Here is a 16,121-nt window from a genome sequence, read left to right as displayed (position 1 = left end):
CGGGAATCCCGGTTCACGAAGTTTCACTCCGCAAAAGCGCTTCGGCGCAAAAGGCGAACAGCGAAATGGCACTTCGAACGTTGACCGAAACAAATTCGGAGCGACGCTAGTCGAGGACCTCTTTCGCCTTCTGCCCTTTTCTATTTTGCGGTATGTGTGAAAAGTGAATGCGGCCCCTCGATAGCGGGGCCGCATTTTTTTTGTCCCTCGGTTTCTGATATCGATATCGCGGGGCAGTGCTTAGTCGAACTCGCCAGGCCACGGCCGGCGTCTTGGAGAACGAAATGGTTTCGGTACGATTGCCTGATGGGTCGGTCCGCCAATACGACCACCCGGTGACCGTCGCGGAAGTCGCGGCATCGATCGGGGCGGGCTTGGCCAAGGCGGCGCTCGCCGGCAAGCTGAATGGCGAACTCGTCGATACCTCCTACGTCATCGACCAGGATTCGTCGCTTGCCATCGTCACGGACAAGGACCCTGAAGGCGTCGATGTCGTTCGTCATTCCGCCGCGCACTTGCTGGCGTACGCGGTCAAGGATCTGTTCCCCGAGGCGCAGGTGACCATCGGGCCGGTCATCGACAACGGCTTCTATTACGACTTCGCGTACAACCGTCCTTTCACGCCCGACGATCTCGAGAAGATCGAGAAGCGCATGCAGGAGCTCGCGCAGAAGAACGAGCCGGTGTCGCGCCGTGTCGTGTCGCGCGATGAAGCGGTCGAGTACTTCAAGAGCATCGGCGAGGCGTACAAGGCCGAAATCATCCAGTCGATTCCGGAAAGCGACGAGATTCGCCTGTACTCGCACGGCAACTTCATCGATCTGTGCCGCGGCCCGCACGTGCCGTCCACCGGCAAGCTGAAAGTCTTCAAGCTGATGAAGGTCGCGGGCGCGTACTGGCGCGGCGACTCGAAGAACGAGCAGTTGCAGCGCATTTACGGCACCGCCTGGACCAGAAAGGAAGACCAGGATCAGTACCTGCACATGCTCGAGGAAGCGGAAAAGCGCGATCACCGCAAGCTCGGCAAGCAACTCGACCTGTTTCACCTGCAGGACGAAGCGCCGGGCATGGTGTTCTGGCATCCGAAGGGCTGGTCGCTGTGGCAGCAGGTCGAGCAGTACATGCGCCGTCGCGTGAACGAGGCCGGCTATCTGGAGATCAAGACTCCGATGGTCATGGACCGTTCGCTGTGGGAAGCATCGGGTCACTGGCAGAACTATCGTGAAAACATGTTCACGACCGAATCGGAAAAGCGCGACTACGCCATCAAGCCGATGAACTGCCCCGGTCACGTGCAGGTGTTCAATCACGGCCTGCGCTCGTATCGCGACTTGCCGCTGCGTTACGCGGAGTTCGGTTCGTGCCATCGGAACGAGCCGTCGGGCGCGTTGCACGGCCTCATGCGCGTGCGCGGCTTCGTCCAGGACGACGCACACATTTTCTGTACCGAAGATCAGTTCATCGCGGAGTCGATTGCGTTCAATACGCTCGCGATGAGCGTGTACAAGGACTTCGGCTTCGATCACATCGACATCAAACTGTCGCTGCGTCCCGAGCAGCGCGCGGGCACCGATGAAATCTGGGATCGCGCCGAACAGGGTCTGCGGGAAGCGCTGACCGCTTGCGGCCTGCAGTGGGAAGAGCTCGCGGGCGAGGGCGCGTTCTACGGTCCGAAGATCGAGTACCACATCAAGGACGCGCTCGGCCGCTCGTGGCAGTGCGGCACGCTGCAGCTCGACATGGTGCTGCCGGAGCGCCTCGGCGCGGAGTACGTGTCGGAGGACAACAGCCGTCGCCGTCCGGTCATGCTTCACCGCGCGATCGTCGGCTCGATGGAGCGTTTCCTCGGCATTCTGATCGAGCATCACGCCGGCGCAATGCCGCCGTGGCTGTCGCCGGTGCAGGCCGTCGTGCTCAATATTGCCGAAAGTCAGTCCGAATATGCGGCATCTTTGGCCCAATCGTTGCAAAAACAAGGGCTTAGAGTAGAGAGCGATTTGCGCAACGAGAAAATTAGCTATAAAATACGCGAGCACACGCTGCAAAAGGTCCCGTATTTGCTGGTTGTCGGGGACAAGGAGCGTGAGGCGCAAACCGTAGCCGTGCGTGCTCGTGGCGGTGTCGATCTGGGCGTGATGCCGGTCGACGCATTCCTCGAACGTCTGCAGCAGGAAGTGCGGGCGTTCAAGTAAGTCACTCGCAGCGCGGCTTGTTTTTTCATTTTTAGAGGAAACGTAACATCGCTACTGATAAGTCGTCACATCGCATCAACGGTGAAATTACTGCACCGGAAGTGCGCTTGGTCGGAGTGGACAACGAGCCGCTCGGAATCGTGAAACTGGCCGATGCGTTCCGTCAATCGGAACAGCTCGACGTGGATCTCGTCGAAATTGCGCCGCAGGCTTCGCCGCCTGTCTGCCGTTTGATGGATTACGGCAAGTTCAAGTATTCGGAAGCGAAGAAGCAGCACGAGGCGAAACTCAAGCAGAAGATCGTGCAGGTGAAGGAAGTCAAATTCCGCCCCGGCACGGATGACGGTGACTACAACGTCAAGCTGCGCAACCTCACGCGCTTTCTCGAAGACGGCGACAAGACGAAAATCACATTGCGTTTCCGCGGTCGCGAAATGGCGCACCAGGAAATCGGCATGCGCATGCTCGAACGTCTGAAGACGGATCTCGACGAAGTCGGTCAGGTCGAGCAGATGCCGAAGATGGAAGGCCGCCAGATGATCATGGTGCTGGCGCCCAAGAAGAAGGCGGCCAAGTAAGCACGAGCAGCAAGACGATGGATCGCGCGCCGTCGCAAAAGGCGGCAGCGCGGCATCGCCGGAAGGTTCAGAGAGGCGTCGTATCAACGGCGCCGCTCATGAAAAGCGGCAGCCTGAAAAGGTTGTCTGCACATAAGTGGAGCGTGGGTTTCGAAGGGCGGAAAGCGGTTCTGGCCAGTACGGAGGGATCAGCCGCACACCCATGACCATCTAATAAACTGGAGTAGTTTCATGCCGAAGATGAAGACCAAGAAGAGTGCTGCAAAGCGCTTCGTGGTGCGTCCGGGCGGTACCGTCAAGCGCGGTCAGGCCTTCAAGCGCCACATTCTTACCAAGAAAACCACCAAGAACAAACGCCATCTGCGTGGCTCCACGGCTGTTCATGATTCCGATCTGAACTCCGTCCGCGCAATGCTGCCGTTCGCCTAACCTCAACTAACACTCCAAGGAGCGCAACATGCCTCGAGTAAAACGTGGGGTTACCGCACGGGCCCGTCACAAGAAGATCATTCGTCTGGCCAAGGGTTACCGCGGCCGTCGCAATAACGTCTATCGCATCGCCAAGCAGGCGGTCATGCGCGCAGGCCAGTACGCCTATCGCGATCGCCGCAACAAGAAGCGTGTGTTCCGCGCATTGTGGATCACGCGTATCAACGCGGCGGTGCGTCAGCACGACATGACGTACAGCGTGTTCATCAATGGCCTGAAGAAGGCTTCGATCGAACTCGACCGCAAGGTGCTGGCTGACATGGCTGTGTTCGACAAGGCTGCTTTTGCTGCGATCGTCAAGCAGGTGAAAGCCGCCGTTGCAGCCTAATTGCGAAATTAGTACTGCGTGGTTTGCCTGAACGCTGCCGTGACAACGGCGGCGCTCAAGCAGAAAACGGGGCTCTCACCGAGCCCCGTTTTCGTTGGACGGACGGTTTTGCGCATGACTTGAGCACACGCGGCAGGGCACGCGCAAAACCGTAATTCAGTTAGAACTTCGACGTTGAAAAGATGGGATCAATGGATCTGGACCAGATTGTCTCCGACGCGAAAAGCGCCTTTGAAAACGCCAGCGATGCCGCCACGCTCGAAAACGAGAAAGCGCGCTTCCTGGGCAAGTCCGGCGCGCTCACCGAGCTGCTGAAGGGCCTCGGCAAGCTCGATCCCGACGCGAAGAAAACCGAAGGCGCGCGCATCAACGTCGCGAAGCAACAGGTCGAGGCGGCGCTCAATGCGCGTCGGCAGGCGCTGGCAGATGCACTGCTGAACCAGCGGCTTGCCGCGGAAGCCATCGACGTGACGCTGCCCGGGCGCGGTGCGGGCGTCGGCACGCTTCATCCGGTAATGCGCACGTGGGAACGCGTCGAGCAGATTTTCGGCAGCATCGGCTTCGACGTCGCCGACGGCCCCGAGATCGAAACCGACTGGTACAACTTCACGGCGCTGAACAGCCCGGAGAATCATCCGGCGCGCTCGATGCAGGACACGTTCTACGTCGACGGCAAGGACGCCGAAGGCCGTCCGCTGCTGCTTCGCACGCATACGAGCCCGATGCAGGTGCGCTACGCGCGCATGAACAAGCCGCCGATCAAGGTGATCGTGCCGGGCCGCACGTATCGCGTGGACAGCGACGCCACGCACTCGCCGATGTTCAACCAGGTCGAAGGCCTGTGGATTGAAGAGAACATCAGCTTCGCGGATCTGAAGGGCGTCTACACCGACTTCCTCAAGAAATTCTTCGAGCGCGACGACATTCTCGTGCGCTTCCGTCCTTCGTATTTCCCGTTCACGGAGCCGTCCGCCGAAATCGACATGATGTTCGAGCACGGCAAGAACGCGGGCAAGTGGCTGGAGATTTCGGGCTCGGGCCAGGTGCATCCGACCGTCATCCGCAACATGGGCCTCGATCCTGAGCGCTACATTGGCTTTGCGTTCGGCAGCGGCCTCGAGCGTCTCACGATGCTGCGTTACGGCGTGCAGGACCTGCGCCTGTTCTTCGAAAACGATCTGCGTTTCCTGCGCCAGTTCGCTTAAAGACGCACGTCCCGCGGCGTTCGGCTGCGAAAGAAGCGAAGGCGGCCGAACAAGAGACTCCAAACATTTCGAACGTAGACACACATGCAATTCCCCGAATCCTGGCTCCGTAGCTTCGTCGATCCCAAGCTCTCCACCGGCGAACTCGCGCACGCGCTCACGATGGCCGGTCTCGAGGTCGAAGACCTGCGCCCGGTGGCGCCGCCGACCACGAAAATCGTCGTCGGGCAAGTGCTGGAAGTGGCGAAGCATCCGAACGCCGACAAGCTCAACGTCTGTCAGGTCGATGCCGGCACGGGCGAGCAATTGAACATCGTGTGCGGCGCGCCCAATGTGTCGCCGGGCATCAAGGTGCCGGTCGCGCTGATCGGCGCGGTGCTGCCGCCGGCCGAAGCGGGCGGCGAGCCGTTCGCGATCAAGCCGACGAAACTGCGCGGCGTCGACAGCCAGGGCATGTTGTGCTCGGCGCGCGAACTAAAGCTGTCGGAAGATCACAGCGGTCTGTTGATCCTTCCCGCCGATGCGAAGGTCGGCCAGGACATCCGCGAGGCGCTCAATCTCGACGACACCGTCTTCGAGATCAAGCTTACGCCGAACAAGGCGGACTGCCTCTCGGTGTTCGGCGTCGCGCGTGAGACGGCCGCCATCACCGGCGCGCCGCTGAAGGCGCTAGACATGCCCCCAGTCAAGGTCACGCTCGACGAGAAACTGCCGGTCAAGGTGCTCGCGCCGGATCTGTGCGGACGGTTCTCGGGCCGCGTGATTCGCGGCGTGAACGCACGCGCGAAGACGCCGCAATGGATGGTCGAGCGCCTCGAACGTTCGGGCCAGCGCAGCATCTCGGCACTCGTCGATATTTCGAACTACGTGATGCTCGAACTCGGCCGTCCGTCGCACGTGTTCGATCTCGACAAGATTCACGGTGGAATCGAAGTGCGTTGGGGCAGAAAGGGCGAGTCCCTCAAGCTGCTGAACGGCAACACCGTCGAACTCGATGAAACCGTCGGCGTCATCGCGGATGACTCTCACGTCGAAAGCCTCGCGGGCATCATGGGCGGCGACAGCACGGCCGTCTCGCTCGACACCACGAACATCTATCTCGAAGCCGCGTTCTGGTGGCCGGACGCGATCCGCGGCCGTGCGCGCAAGTACAACTTCTCGACGGATGCCGCGCATCGCTTTGAACGCGGCGTCGATTATTCGACGACCGTCGAGCATATCGAGCGCATCTCGCAACTGATTCTTGACATCTGCGGCGGCGAAGCCGGTCCCGTCGACGATCAGATCCTGAACGTGCCCGAGCGCCGTCCGGTGTCGATGCGCGTTGCGCGGGCACATCGCATCATCGGCGTGGAGATCGGGGCGGAAGAGATCGCGCAGATTTTCACGCGATTGAACCTTGCGTTCGAGCGCGATGGCGATACGTTCCATGTCACCCCGCCGCCGTATCGCTTCGACATCGAGATCGAGGAAGACCTGATCGAGGAAGTCGCGCGCATTTACGGCTTCGAGAAGATTCCGGCGCGCCCGCCGGTGGCGGCGAGCGAAATGCGCCCCACGAACGAGACCAAGCGCTCGATTCATGTGCTGCGTCATGCCGTGGCCGCGCGCGACTATGCGGAAACGGTCAACTTTAGCTTCGTCGATGCCGAATGGGAGAAGGACTTCGCTGGCAACGACAACCCGGTGAAGCTGATCAACCCGATCGCGAGCCAGCTCTCGGTCATGCGCACGACGATGTTCGGCAGCCTGATCGACGTGTTGCGCTACAACCTGAATCGCCGCGCCGACCGCATCCGCGTGTTCGAAGCAGGGCGCGTCTTCCTGCGCGATCCATCGGTGAAGGCGGGTGAACTGACGGTCGAAGGCTTCGCACAGCCGAAGATGATCGGCGGTCTCGCGTATGGTCCGGCGATCGAAGAGCAGTGGGGCGCGGCATCGCGCAATGTCGACTTCTTCGACGTGAAGGGCGATGTCGAAGCGCTCTTCGCGCCGGTCGTTGCGCGCTTCGTGAAGGCCGAGCATCCGGCGCTGCATCCGGGGCGCAGCGCGCGCATCGAAGTGGCGGGGCGCGCGGTCGGCTGGATCGGAGAATTGCATCCGCGCTGGCTGCAAAAATATGACCTTCCGCAGGCGCCGATCCTCTTCGAAATCGAGGCAGACGCGCTGATGGAACGCCCGCTGCCGGTGCCGTCGGAGGTATCGAAATTCCCGCCGGTGCGGCGCGATATCGCGATCGTCGTGGACCAGTCGGTACCGGTACAAGCACTGCTCGACGAGCTCGAAAACGCCCGTTCCGAGCCTGCTTGCAAGCACGTTACCCGGGTTGCGCTTTTCGATGAATTCCGTCCAAAATCAAACACTTCCGGTGGGTTGGGGGAGCATGAGAAAAGTCTTGCCTTCCGTGTAACGTTGCAAGATACTGGCGGCACGCTTCAGGACGAAACAGTCGACACGGCGATCAGAACGCTGGTGGATCGCCTGGCTCGAGTACACGGCGCGCGGTTGCGCGGATAGCCCAGTTGGCCCGTCCGCAGGGATCGCCAAGTCAAATCATGTTTCGCGCCGTTTTACCGATATGAACCAAATGAACTCGAGTGATTTCGAAGCCCTTCTTTCGGCGCAGCGCAGCGCCATGACCCGAGACAGCACCGCTTCGGGCGCGATGCCGAACGATACGCCGACGCTCACCAAGGCCGAACTGGCGGAAATGCTGTTCGACCACGTCGGCCTCAACAAGCGCGAAGCGAAGGACATGGTCGAAGCCTTCTTCGAGGTGATCCGCGACGCGCTCGAAAGCGGCGACAGCGTCAAGCTGTCCGGTTTCGGCAACTTCCAGCTGCGCGACAAACCTCAGCGCCCTGGACGCAATCCGAAGACCGGCGAAGCCATTCCGATCGCGGCGCGGCGGGTCGTCACTTTTCATGCAAGCCAGAAACTGAAGGCGTTGGTCGAAACAGGCGCGGAGACGAGCCTCACTCGTTGACGCGTTCCATGCGCCGATGGGCGCTCCTGCAGTTCGGCCGCCGCGCTTCAATCGACATCACTCAAACGATGGTTGATCGACGATGGAAAAAGTCGTCTTGCCTCCGATCCCCGCCAAGCGTTATTTCACGATTGGCGAAGTCAGCGAGCTGTGCGGTGTCAAGCCGCACGTGCTGCGCTATTGGGAGCAGGAGTTCACGCAACTCAGGCCGGTCAAGCGGCGGGGTAATCGTCGGTATTATCAGCACCACGAAGTCTTGCTGATCCGGCGCATTCGCGAGTTGCTGTACGAGCAGGGCTTCACGATAAATGGCGCGCGCAACCGGCTAGATTCTCAAGGGCGCCCCATCGATGACGAAGCCACCGACGCGCAAGCCGCAGCGGACGCGCAGCAACCGGCGGTCGACGTCGAGCAGTTGCGTAAAGAGTTATCGCAAGTCATCGACTTGCTCGGCGGGTGACACCAAAAGCCGCGATCATGTATCGCGGCTTTTTTTCGTCTTGACGGGAAGCGTTAGCCTGGCGCGACGCGTGCGCTTTGCGCAGGCCCGGCATCCGACGACCAATAGACGATGCTCGGCCCGACGCCAGAGGGCGGATAGGTGCGCCAATCGTCGACGCCATGATGGAAGAAATAGAGCGCGAAGAACCCGCCACGACCGTCATTGCGTGCGCTGACGCAGATGTAACGACTGCCGCCGGGGTAAATGCGGCCGAAACGCGTGACGCGCGCAGCACTTGCCGCGCTGAACCATCTTGCGATGTCTGCGCGTAGCGAGGATGAGGGACGATCAGGCTGGACTCGGCGTCGCGATATCGGGCCGCGAGCTGACGAAGGCATTGCTGTGCCGCTCCTTAAGTGTCACGCGAAGAATAGAACTTAAGTTGCTGGCAGGCAAGCAAAAACCGTTGTTTTGGCGTCTCGGGAAAGATGCCTGGCGGTTTGAAGCAGCGGGTGAAAAGCAAAAAGCCCACGCGAGTCGAAACACGCGTGGGCTTTCAAATTTGGTCGGGGCGAGAGGATTTGAACCTCCGACCACCTGCACCCCATGCGGGGATTCACTCGCCGCAACCGCACGTCAGTCAAAGCACTGGCGTTGGCCCGCCTAACAAATGCTCAATAAATAATCGGGCTGTAACCCTTATCCAGCCTAGTTCCCTGTTTCAGTATTAGGCGGATTCCAGGGCAGGGCAACGTCCATTTCGGACCGCTCGGCGATCACTTCCTTGATGTAGATTTCGCTCGTGCGGCCGCTCGTGTGCGCCAGCCGCGTCTGAATCTGCTTCTTGTCTTTGCCCTGCCGCGCGGCGTCCGTCGCGCCGAGCGCGCGGAGATCCTTGAACACGACGTCCTCCGTCACCTTGGCGCGTGCCTTCGCCCGTCTCCACATCGAATGCAGCCCCGACTTCGTGTAGGGCGTGCCTTTCGTCGACGGGAACAGGTACGGGCTGATGATCTGGTATTTCCGCTTGATTCCCTCCGCGCGCTCGATCACCGCGTCAATCGACGGCGTGATTGCGATGTCGACCATCTTGCCGCTCGACTTCGCTGTCTTTGTTGGCTTGAAGCGGATCGCTCCACCTTCGATCTGCGCGTCGCGCAGCATGCGTACGTCGATCGCGCGCTGCCAGCAGAGATAGGCCATGTCCACGATGCACTGAAACATGGGTCCGGACTCGGTCGGCAGACCGTCGTCACCGATGAGCGCGGCCGCGCGGATCTTGGCGATGATTTCGTGCGACGGCAGAACGTCACGACGCTTCGTCTCATAGTCGGACAGGTCGAGCTGGTCGCAAGGGTTGTCATCGCGCAGCCCCATCTCGCTGATCGCCATCTTGAACATCTTCCGGAGCACGGCCACGTACTTCTGCGCGGTGTTGTGCTTCTCGGCGAAGTACTTCCGAAGGAAGATCGTGATCGTGCGAGCCTTCACATCCGCAACCGTGAATTCCTCGAGCTTTTCGCCGATGAAGTCGGCCATGCGCTCGTATTCCTTGCGCACGGCCGGCGTGTAGCGCGCCAGCTTGCGCTGCTTCCATTCCTCGCAGAGATTAGGCATCGTGCCGCTCGTGAGCTTCTTCTCGCGCATCAGGAAGCCGAGCCGCTCGTACATCACGGCCTCGCCTTCCTCGAAGGAGCAGAGCCGAATCCAGCGTTGCTCCTTCTGCGTCCAAGGGTTGCGCATCGGCTCCGGCGCGAAGAAGTAATAGGCGCCGTGATTGACGATGACGCGGCGCGGAAGGCCGCGATTGTGTTTGCGTCTACGGTTCATTTGACGCGTGGCTCACGCTTTATCGTTGTTGTCGGAAGCTGCGCCGGCGCGATGCAGTGCATGCGCATGACGAGCAGGGAATTGTCCGGACGGCGTCGCGCGGGAATGCCGAGCGACTTCAGCATCTCCATCTGTTTCGATGGCCGCTTATAGCCGGTAATGCGCTCGAGCTCGTCTTCGGTCAGTTCAAGCGGCGTTTCGAGCACTGCTGCCATTCTTGTTCTCCAGATACGCGCGCGACACGCGCATGAATTCTTCGATCTGATGCTGCACTTCAATTCCTAAAGTTCTTCTGGCTTGGGCCGATAACGCTGGCATGAACAAGATCAAAGCCCAAACCCTTCTCAACTCCGCCGACGCTCTTGCGGTTGCGGACGTTGTCATTCAATACGGCCACTACGATGCGGACAGCAAAGCGCACGGCGAGGTGTACTGGCGTACCTTCATTCACAAGGTTGCTCAAGAGGCGCCGAATTGGAAGCTGCCGGATCTGATGGCGCTCGCGCATTCCTGAGTCAGCGCTCGGCATCTGCGGCTAGCGCGTCGGCCCGTCTTTGCTCGCCACGCTCGACGCCTCTGTGTATCGGCCAGGGCAGCCGCCGCCGTTGTAATCGAAGCCTGTGCAACCGTTCTCGGCGTGCTGACATGGGTTGCCGCACGCTGCCGAAAACGGGATGACGCTCCGGCCCTTGGCTTTCTCAAGCGCCAGATATGTTCGAGCCTCTGCTGGCCCCATGGCCCGGCCATCGCCGTGCTGGAACACGCCGCGATAGTCGTGCGGGTAGCGGTTGTTCCGGATGAAGCCGTCGATGTTCATGCTCATGCTGAATTTGCGCATGCGCGTGGTCATCCCTGCTTCTCCTTGGCGATAGCGGCGTCGATGGCGGCATCGGCGTCTTTCTCAGTCAGTACGATTTGATCGTCTTCACCGATTCCAGTTAGCTGGACGACAATAAGAGAGCCGCCATTGCAATCGCGCAGATGTCGATACCGCTCCGCATCAATCCTGTCTTGCTCTGCGGACTTGTCGTCACGCAGGATCGACCCGGCAAGCCCTTTGCGCACCAAGTAGTCCAGTGCCTTAGCGCCTAGATCGTTGTCCGGTGAGGCTTTGTTGAGCGCGCGGACTAGTCGCTGAACAAGCATCCGCAAGTCGTCCACTCGCTCGGATTGGCGAGATGCGCCTTCCCCGACCCTCCGCACGCGTGACAGGCCTGGCCGGGATATTCGCCGCTTACGTCGCCCGTGCCGCCACAGACGGCGCAATCGATCGCCACCGGTTCAACGCTCGGATTGGGCGCGTCCGGAAACACAGATGCAGCGAGAAGCGTGTTCACGAGGTTCCACGCAAAATCGCCAGCCAGCTCGTTCTTGATGTAGCTGTCGAAGTCGTTTCCTCCGATCGCCTTTCGAAGCATCTCCGCAAGGTAGCGTCGGGCGGTGTCTGTGCCTTTTGCATTCGCTGTCAGTTTCACTTTTTCTCTCTCGCAATAGGTGTTTCGCCAATCCAGAAGACGCAGCGCTGCCCCGTCATTTCCGCGACCATCGCCACAAACGCAGCGCATGCTCGACGAAGCAGGGCGGTCGTCGGTTCCTTCGCGCGGCCGAGCGGTTTACCGGGTGTGCCGCTCATATAGCGCGTATAGTAGGTTCACATGCCGCTCCAGGTGTGTAGGAGGAACGAGCATGGAAAACGAATCCTGTGTGCCGTATCGCGGGTACACCATCGACGTGCGCGTCGTTTCGAGACATGCGCCGTCGATTAACGGCCAACAACTCCGGTACGCCGTCTCTTGGTCGATTCTTTCCTGCGACGCAGACGCTGCGCGCGTTGTAAGCCTGCCCGAGCAACTCAATTTCCTTACGCCCGACGCTGGATTTAGATATGCCGAACGGCAAGCGAAAAGGTTCATCGACGGCTGCGTCAACGATGGCAGTGCTGACGCAGCTCCAGCTTGAATAACCTTTACGGAGCTCGCCATGTCTCGCCTGCTTAAAATCGGATCGCTTGAGTTGCATGTATTTGTTGAACCGCTGGTGGGCGGCGGATTCACATACGTGTGCGTTGAAATCGATCGAGGGGGGCCGCAAATTGATCGGACTCGTTTCGAAAGCTCCGTTCAATACGAAAGCGAACGGGCTGCATACGCTGGCGGCTTGGCTTATGCTCGGAAGCAAGGACGAGGACTGCCGCATTAGAAGGCAGCTCATGCTTTCTCTCCGGTTGCCTTGCCAGTGCCGTTGCAGTGCGGACAGGGCTTGAACGTCGTGCCTTCCTGATAGTGCCAACTGGCGAACACCTTTCCCTCGCCGCCGCATTCAGCGCAGTTTCCGGTTTCGGCGGTGAAGCGTGCTTTCTCTGCCACGATCTCGTCCTTTGTGACGACGACCATCGTTCCTTTCCCTTCCCACTTCTTTCCGCCTTTGCGCGGGCCGCGTGTGATGATTCGCGGAACACCACCGGTGACGAGGAATGCGTCGGGCTCGACCACCTGATACTTGTACGGCTCCCAGCCTTCCGACGCGGCTTTGCGAATCGCAATCGTGTCGAGATGATTGATGCTCATGCTTCCCTCGTTATTCGTTATCCGGCGCCACGGAGCGCCGGGTGTGTTCTTGCGAGCATCTGCCAGTGCACGTACCATCGCGCCGGAAAATACGGTTCGGAGATCTCGCATGTTTTCGTTTCGCAAACTGGGCCTTGTTGCCGGGGGCTTCTTCGCTGGCATGTTGGCGACAGCGTTCGTTCGCTTTCTGCCTTCACAAAGTTCTGACTGGGCATCGTGGGCGCAGGCCATCGGCGCAGTTGCAGCGATCATCGGATCGTTTGTGATAGCGCGTCGGCAGAGCGAATTCGATCGAAGCCAAGCTTTCGAGGCCGAGCGTCGGCAGCGGCTTCGCGAGGTCGAAGCTTTCACTGCCGTTGCAGAGCACGGGGTCGCGCAGGGCACTGCACTAGCCGACGCCTTCCGGAACATGCCTGCATTTGCGCTCGCGCAGGCGCTGTCGTTGAATCTCTTCAACATTGATGAGGCTTCTACCGCACTCTTCAACGTTCCACTCCACCAGGTGGGCTCTCGCGATGCAGTCATTCAGTTTTCGGGAATCCAATCGACTATCAAGGAGATGAGTAAGAAGCTTGAGTCTTATCGCCGGCTCGACGATCAAGCTGCGCAGCTTCACCAACTTATCTTCGCTGCCGAACTTGATTCGGCTCGCCAGCGCGCCGAGTTCCATCTCAGCCAATTCAAGTTGCATGCATCGTCCTTGGCTTAAAGGCGCTCGCCCGGTGAATGCCATGCTGTCCTCTTTCTTGATCTAATCTCAGTTGTTGGCGCTACACGTGGCGCAACGCCAACAACTGAGAGTCCCGGATACAGCGCCGGGCCGCTTCCTCCGGTTGAAAATCAGTTTGCTGCCGGCCAATGGATTTGTTTCTTGCGCTGCTCGATTTCTTCAATGCGGTCGTCGCCGACGCGCACGATCCGATAGGCGATGAAGCTAATAAGTAGTACTGAGCTGGTGACGGTGGTAATGGTGAGCATTTTCGGGATCGTCCTATGCGCAACGAACGACTGCGCAACGTTCAACACGGGCTGCGCGGGCATCGAGATCAGCGCAGATGGCGAGATAGGCGGCGGCAACGACGAGCGTGAGCGCCCAGATCTTCCAGAGGCTCATGCGATCACCCCGGCGCGCAGCGCGACGAGCAGATACCAGAAGCAGCCGATGCCACCGCCAGTCAGGAAGGCAATGAGACCCAACTTCAGAATGCCGCTGTAGAGTTGATCGACACGCTCAAGCCGCGCAATGTGCAGCAAGGCGTTGTGGTTGAATGCGCGTTCCATCATCCACCTCTCGTTTCGGCTCACCGGCGCGGTGAGTGCATGAGATGAATAATACAAAGGTATTTGGCAAAAGTAAATACAAACGTATTTGATTTTTACCGTGGCACCTTTGGCCGTGTGGTTGTTCGTGGCGCGGCTGCGACGTTGTGGCGGATCGGGCGGCTTGCAGGCAACAAAAAACCCGCCGAAGCGGGTCGTTAGCAGAGGGGAAGGCTATTTGCTGAGCCCATCCTTGAGGACGGGAGCCATTCGCTCGGCCATGTTCTGATTGGACATGTTGATCAGGTACGCGTCGGGTGTCCGGCAATCAGCGCCCATATGGCCGGCGGTTACCGTGTCTGTAAAGACGCCGCTCGCATCCGACACCGCGTTGTAGGGCACGCCGCCGACTGCATAGCCGGAGGAAAGGGACGTGGCAGTGGTGGCCGCCTGGATGACACCGTCTGCAGCGCTCTTTCCGAAAGGCTGGGCGCAAGTGCGGATCGGCAGGATGACAAAGGTCAGCTTGCCGGCGACGTGCGCACGCTGGATGAACGTGTACAGGTCGTGTTGGAACTGCGCGAGCGCGGCCACCTGCGCCGGGTCGTCGTTGCGCGTGACCATATCGTCCAGTTCGAAGTTCGCGACGATGAAGCCACTCGGGTCGGTCTTGAACTGGTCCTGCGTAGGCGGGAGGCCGTTGTTCTCGCCCATGATGAGCGCGTGGAGCGTCGTTCCGTTCATGACCTGGGGCGTCACATCTGCCGTCACGCCTTGTGCGGCGAGCGCCTCGGTAAGCGTCTGCACGGTCTGCGCGGCGGCATCGGATGCCGTGAAGTCGGAGGCAGCGTGCGCAACGGCGGCGACCTTGACCGTGGCCGAAGTCGTGGCTGCCTGCGGCAACGGATTGCCATAGTAGGAGATCTTGGCCGTCGACGACGGCGTGCCGTCTCCGCCACCGCCGCAAGCAGCGAGGACAGCCGCGCAGGCGAGCGCGACGGCGATTGTCTTCTTCATGTCATACCTCGGATGCTCGGCTTCTGACGGGGCGAGCTTTCCCTTTCCTTTCCGGAAGGAAAGATAGCATTGTTCAGAGCAATCGCAACCGTTTGCGACGTGCGTCTCAGCACTGGTGGCGAGCAGGCAACAAAAAACCCGCCGGAGCGGGTTTCGAGTGTCGGACAGGCATCACCCTCGGTCGGCCTCGTCGAGGTCCAATGGTACGGTTTCGCCGTACCTGGGATGAACCCTGTTGAGCTTTGCGATGAATTCAGGGTATGTGTCGGAAAGCTTCATCGCCGTCGTCACAGACGCCAGGTGCTCTCGCAACTTGGGATGCCCGATGTCTTGGGTCAAGCGCCGGTGCAGGTGTGCCTTCCTTTCATCTTTTTTAGCGAGCGCCTTGAGCTCACCAAGCAGACCGGGCGCTAGTCTTCCGTAAACAATGTCATTTGTCAGAAGCCCGAAGTACTGCGGTCTAAACTGGGGGTTCTTGGGCGGGTAGGTAAGGCCTCTGAGGCGGAAAAGCTCTTCGTAGTAATCGGGCGGGAAAGCTCGTACATAGGGCTGCAACTCCTTGGCGACAAATTTCTCAAGAATTTGGGCAAGCGCATCGCGCTCGCGGTCTTTCTGATACCCCGTCGCTTCGTCAACCAAAGCAATGATGCCGACCGTCGCGAATCCATGCTGAAGGATTGCGGCGCGCTCCGCCAGATGTTCGCTGCGCTTGTCGAGATACCCAAGCCGACCTGCGTTGATCAGTGCCGCGCAAATGTCCGGCAGGATGCTTGCCTCGTACCCCTCGGCCGGATTACCCCCGTGCGGCGGAACGAAGGTGATCGGCGAGTCTGCGCACGCGATCAACTCGTTGATATTTAGCCCTTTTTCCCCAACGCGAGACAGCAAGTTAGTGATTTTGCGCACGCCACCCTGGCCGCCGCCTTTCGAGATCCCGATTGCCGAGTACAGGCCGCTCAGAGACAGAACTCGCGTGCCATTGTCAAGCACATAACACGGTATCTCCAGTTCACCGATCTTTAACGGATGATCCGCCGATCCATGCGTTGCCTTCGGCAGGGCTTTCTTCGCTTCCCTTGCAGCGACCGCCTTTTTCGCTCGATCGCTTCGTTGTTTGTCCGTGAGCTTTGCGGCCGCCGCCTTTCCGCCCTTTGCTTTACCCGTAGCCATGCCACCTCCTTTGTTATGAAGGTTGGACTTTATCTTGCCTTGACGCACATTGCAAGA

At 59.8% G+C, this 16,121-nt stretch carries 21 protein-coding genes; 11 read left to right on the top strand and 10 right to left on the bottom strand.

What is annotated here, in order from left to right; all coding sequences use genetic code 11:
- The first annotated feature begins 284 nt into the window (after nucleotides 1-284).
- From thrS to LDZ21_RS08480, 8 genes are all read left to right on the top strand, one after another.
- Nucleotides 285-2,192 (top strand): threonine--tRNA ligase, encoded by a 1,908-nt coding sequence (gene thrS, locus LDZ21_RS08515; protein WP_244792745.1) that lies wholly within the window; start codon nucleotides 285-287, stop codon nucleotides 2,190-2,192.
- Between the two features lie 47 nt (nucleotides 2,193-2,239).
- Entirely contained in the window at nucleotides 2,240-2,770 is a 531-nt protein-coding gene (infC, locus tag LDZ21_RS08510; protein WP_075583167.1) for a translation initiation factor IF-3, read from the top strand.
- 231 nt (nucleotides 2,771-3,001) lie between these two features.
- The gene (gene rpmI / locus LDZ21_RS08505; RefSeq protein WP_006052501.1) at nucleotides 3,002-3,199 is read left to right on the top strand and encodes a 50S ribosomal protein L35; all 198 of its coding nucleotides are present in this window, start codon (nucleotides 3,002-3,004) and stop codon (nucleotides 3,197-3,199) included.
- Nucleotides 3,200-3,227: 28 nt separating this feature from the next.
- A complete protein-coding gene (rplT, locus tag LDZ21_RS08500; protein WP_008350196.1) occupies nucleotides 3,228-3,587 on the top strand; it encodes a 50S ribosomal protein L20 in 360 nt (119 codons plus the stop codon).
- A 191-nt stretch (nucleotides 3,588-3,778) separates the two neighbouring features.
- Nucleotides 3,779-4,792 (top strand): phenylalanine--tRNA ligase subunit alpha, encoded by a 1,014-nt coding sequence (gene pheS, locus LDZ21_RS08495; RefSeq protein WP_035967007.1) that lies wholly within the window; start codon nucleotides 3,779-3,781, stop codon nucleotides 4,790-4,792.
- 84 nt (nucleotides 4,793-4,876) lie between these two features.
- Nucleotides 4,877-7,309: a phenylalanine--tRNA ligase subunit beta gene (pheT, locus tag LDZ21_RS08490; RefSeq protein ID WP_244792743.1), complete on the top strand. Its 2,433-nt coding sequence runs from the start codon at nucleotides 4,877-4,879 to the stop codon at nucleotides 7,307-7,309.
- A gap of 61 nt (nucleotides 7,310-7,370) precedes the next feature.
- Nucleotides 7,371-7,778 (top strand): integration host factor subunit alpha, encoded by a 408-nt coding sequence (locus LDZ21_RS08485; protein ID WP_035967004.1) that lies wholly within the window; start codon nucleotides 7,371-7,373, stop codon nucleotides 7,776-7,778.
- Nucleotides 7,779-7,860: 82 nt separating this feature from the next.
- Nucleotides 7,861-8,238, top strand: a complete 378-nt coding sequence (locus tag LDZ21_RS08480; protein WP_035967003.1) for a MerR family transcriptional regulator — start codon at nucleotides 7,861-7,863, stop codon at nucleotides 8,236-8,238.
- A 690-nt stretch (nucleotides 8,239-8,928) separates the two neighbouring features.
- Here LDZ21_RS08480 and LDZ21_RS08475 read toward each other — a convergent pair.
- Nucleotides 8,929-10,050, bottom strand: coding sequence for a tyrosine-type recombinase/integrase (locus LDZ21_RS08475; protein ID WP_244792741.1), 1,122 nt, complete (start codon nucleotides 10,048-10,050; stop codon nucleotides 8,929-8,931).
- Complete coding sequence (locus LDZ21_RS08470) at nucleotides 10,047-10,265, bottom strand: DUF4224 domain-containing protein (RefSeq protein ID WP_244792739.1); 219 nt, start codon at nucleotides 10,263-10,265, stop codon at nucleotides 10,047-10,049. Before LDZ21_RS08470 ends, LDZ21_RS08475 begins: the two co-directional genes overlap by 4 nt.
- A 101-nt stretch (nucleotides 10,266-10,366) precedes the next feature.
- Here LDZ21_RS08470 and LDZ21_RS08465 point away from each other — a divergent pair, with 101 nt between their 5' ends.
- Nucleotides 10,367-10,564, top strand: a complete 198-nt coding sequence (locus LDZ21_RS08465) for a hypothetical protein (protein ID WP_244792737.1) — start codon at nucleotides 10,367-10,369, stop codon at nucleotides 10,562-10,564.
- A 21-nt stretch (nucleotides 10,565-10,585) separates the two neighbouring features.
- Here LDZ21_RS08465 and LDZ21_RS08460 read toward each other — a convergent pair whose 3' ends face one another.
- The 3 genes from LDZ21_RS08460 to LDZ21_RS08450 are packed head-to-tail and all read right to left on the bottom strand — an operon-like array spanning nucleotide 10,586 to nucleotide 11,525.
- Nucleotides 10,586-10,900 (bottom strand): hypothetical protein, encoded by a 315-nt coding sequence (locus tag LDZ21_RS08460; protein WP_244792735.1) that lies wholly within the window; start codon nucleotides 10,898-10,900, stop codon nucleotides 10,586-10,588.
- Nucleotides 10,897-11,196, bottom strand: coding sequence for a hypothetical protein (locus tag LDZ21_RS08455; RefSeq protein ID WP_244792733.1), 300 nt, complete (start codon nucleotides 11,194-11,196; stop codon nucleotides 10,897-10,899). Before LDZ21_RS08455 ends, LDZ21_RS08460 begins: the two co-directional genes overlap by 4 nt.
- Nucleotides 11,178-11,525 (bottom strand): hypothetical protein, encoded by a 348-nt coding sequence (locus LDZ21_RS08450; RefSeq protein WP_244792732.1) that lies wholly within the window; start codon nucleotides 11,523-11,525, stop codon nucleotides 11,178-11,180. The genes LDZ21_RS08455 and LDZ21_RS08450 overlap by 19 nt, the downstream gene beginning before the upstream one ends.
- Before the next feature lie 211 nt (nucleotides 11,526-11,736).
- On the opposite strand from LDZ21_RS08450, the gene LDZ21_RS08445 reads away from it, so the two are divergent.
- Nucleotides 11,737-12,009 carry a hypothetical protein gene (locus LDZ21_RS08445; protein ID WP_244792730.1) on the top strand — a complete coding sequence of 91 codons (273 nt, stop codon included), beginning with the start codon at nucleotides 11,737-11,739 and terminating at the stop codon, nucleotides 12,007-12,009.
- A 248-nt stretch (nucleotides 12,010-12,257) separates the two neighbouring features.
- Here LDZ21_RS08445 and LDZ21_RS08440 read toward each other — a convergent pair whose 3' ends face one another.
- Nucleotides 12,258-12,617: a hypothetical protein gene (locus LDZ21_RS08440; RefSeq protein WP_244792728.1), complete on the bottom strand. Its 360-nt coding sequence runs from the start codon at nucleotides 12,615-12,617 to the stop codon at nucleotides 12,258-12,260.
- A gap of 109 nt (nucleotides 12,618-12,726) precedes the next feature.
- On the opposite strand from LDZ21_RS08440, the gene LDZ21_RS08435 reads away from it, so the two are divergent.
- Nucleotides 12,727-13,326: a hypothetical protein gene (locus LDZ21_RS08435; RefSeq protein ID WP_244792726.1), complete on the top strand. Its 600-nt coding sequence runs from the start codon at nucleotides 12,727-12,729 to the stop codon at nucleotides 13,324-13,326.
- A gap of 131 nt (nucleotides 13,327-13,457) precedes the next feature.
- Here LDZ21_RS08435 and LDZ21_RS08430 read toward each other — a convergent pair whose 3' ends face one another.
- The 4 genes from LDZ21_RS08430 to LDZ21_RS08415 form a co-directional block, all read right to left on the bottom strand.
- Nucleotides 13,458-13,595: a hypothetical protein gene (locus LDZ21_RS08430; RefSeq protein WP_244792724.1), complete on the bottom strand. Its 138-nt coding sequence runs from the start codon at nucleotides 13,593-13,595 to the stop codon at nucleotides 13,458-13,460.
- A gap of 132 nt (nucleotides 13,596-13,727) precedes the next feature.
- Nucleotides 13,728-13,901, bottom strand: coding sequence for a hypothetical protein (locus LDZ21_RS08425; RefSeq protein ID WP_244792722.1), 174 nt, complete (start codon nucleotides 13,899-13,901; stop codon nucleotides 13,728-13,730).
- A 210-nt stretch (nucleotides 13,902-14,111) separates the two neighbouring features.
- Nucleotides 14,112-14,894, bottom strand: coding sequence for a hypothetical protein (locus tag LDZ21_RS08420; RefSeq protein ID WP_244792720.1), 783 nt, complete (start codon nucleotides 14,892-14,894; stop codon nucleotides 14,112-14,114).
- 171 nt (nucleotides 14,895-15,065) lie between these two features.
- A complete protein-coding gene (locus tag LDZ21_RS08415) occupies nucleotides 15,066-16,064 on the bottom strand; it encodes a P63C domain-containing protein (RefSeq protein ID WP_244792718.1) in 999 nt (332 codons plus the stop codon).
- Between the last annotated feature and the right edge of the window lie 57 nt (nucleotides 16,065-16,121).

Origin of the sequence: Caballeronia grimmiae (genome assembly GCF_022879615.1) — a bacterium.
Classification (GTDB): Bacteria; Pseudomonadota; Gammaproteobacteria; order Burkholderiales; family Burkholderiaceae; genus Caballeronia; species Caballeronia grimmiae.
This window is presented reverse-complemented; position numbering and strand designations above follow the sequence as displayed.

Bases quoted from the DNA above. Each gene is read 5' to 3' on its own strand.
- thrS (WP_244792745.1), top strand. From the start codon at position 285: ATGGTTTCGGTACGATTGCCTGATGGGTCGGTCCGCCAATACGACCAC.
- rpmI (WP_006052501.1), top strand. From the start codon at position 3,002: ATGCCGAAGATGAAGACCAAGAAGAGTGCTGCAAAGCGCTTCGTGGTG.
- rplT (WP_008350196.1), top strand. From the start codon at position 3,228: ATGCCTCGAGTAAAACGTGGGGTTACCGCACGGGCCCGTCACAAGAAG.
- pheS (WP_035967007.1), top strand. From the start codon at position 3,779: ATGGATCTGGACCAGATTGTCTCCGACGCGAAAAGCGCCTTTGAAAAC.
- pheT (WP_244792743.1), top strand. From the start codon at position 4,877: ATGCAATTCCCCGAATCCTGGCTCCGTAGCTTCGTCGATCCCAAGCTC.
- LDZ21_RS08485 (WP_035967004.1), top strand. From the start codon at position 7,371: ATGAACCAAATGAACTCGAGTGATTTCGAAGCCCTTCTTTCGGCGCAG.
- LDZ21_RS08480 (WP_035967003.1), top strand. From the start codon at position 7,861: ATGGAAAAAGTCGTCTTGCCTCCGATCCCCGCCAAGCGTTATTTCACG.
- LDZ21_RS08475 (WP_244792741.1), bottom strand. From the start codon at position 10,050: ATGAACCGTAGACGCAAACACAATCGCGGCCTTCCGCGCCGCGTCATC.
- LDZ21_RS08470 (WP_244792739.1), bottom strand. From the start codon at position 10,265: ATGGCAGCAGTGCTCGAAACGCCGCTTGAACTGACCGAAGACGAGCTC.
- LDZ21_RS08465 (WP_244792737.1), top strand. From the start codon at position 10,367: ATGAACAAGATCAAAGCCCAAACCCTTCTCAACTCCGCCGACGCTCTT.
- LDZ21_RS08460 (WP_244792735.1), bottom strand. From the start codon at position 10,900: ATGACCACGCGCATGCGCAAATTCAGCATGAGCATGAACATCGACGGC.
- LDZ21_RS08455 (WP_244792733.1), bottom strand. From the start codon at position 11,196: ATGCTTGTTCAGCGACTAGTCCGCGCGCTCAACAAAGCCTCACCGGAC.
- LDZ21_RS08445 (WP_244792730.1), top strand. From the start codon at position 11,737: ATGGAAAACGAATCCTGTGTGCCGTATCGCGGGTACACCATCGACGTG.
- LDZ21_RS08440 (WP_244792728.1), bottom strand. From the start codon at position 12,617: ATGAGCATCAATCATCTCGACACGATTGCGATTCGCAAAGCCGCGTCG.
- LDZ21_RS08435 (WP_244792726.1), top strand. From the start codon at position 12,727: ATGTTTTCGTTTCGCAAACTGGGCCTTGTTGCCGGGGGCTTCTTCGCT.
- LDZ21_RS08430 (WP_244792724.1), bottom strand. From the start codon at position 13,595: ATGCTCACCATTACCACCGTCACCAGCTCAGTACTACTTATTAGCTTC.
- LDZ21_RS08425 (WP_244792722.1), bottom strand. From the start codon at position 13,901: ATGATGGAACGCGCATTCAACCACAACGCCTTGCTGCACATTGCGCGG.
- LDZ21_RS08420 (WP_244792720.1), bottom strand. From the start codon at position 14,894: ATGAAGAAGACAATCGCCGTCGCGCTCGCCTGCGCGGCTGTCCTCGCT.
- LDZ21_RS08415 (WP_244792718.1), bottom strand. From the start codon at position 16,064: ATGGCTACGGGTAAAGCAAAGGGCGGAAAGGCGGCGGCCGCAAAGCTC.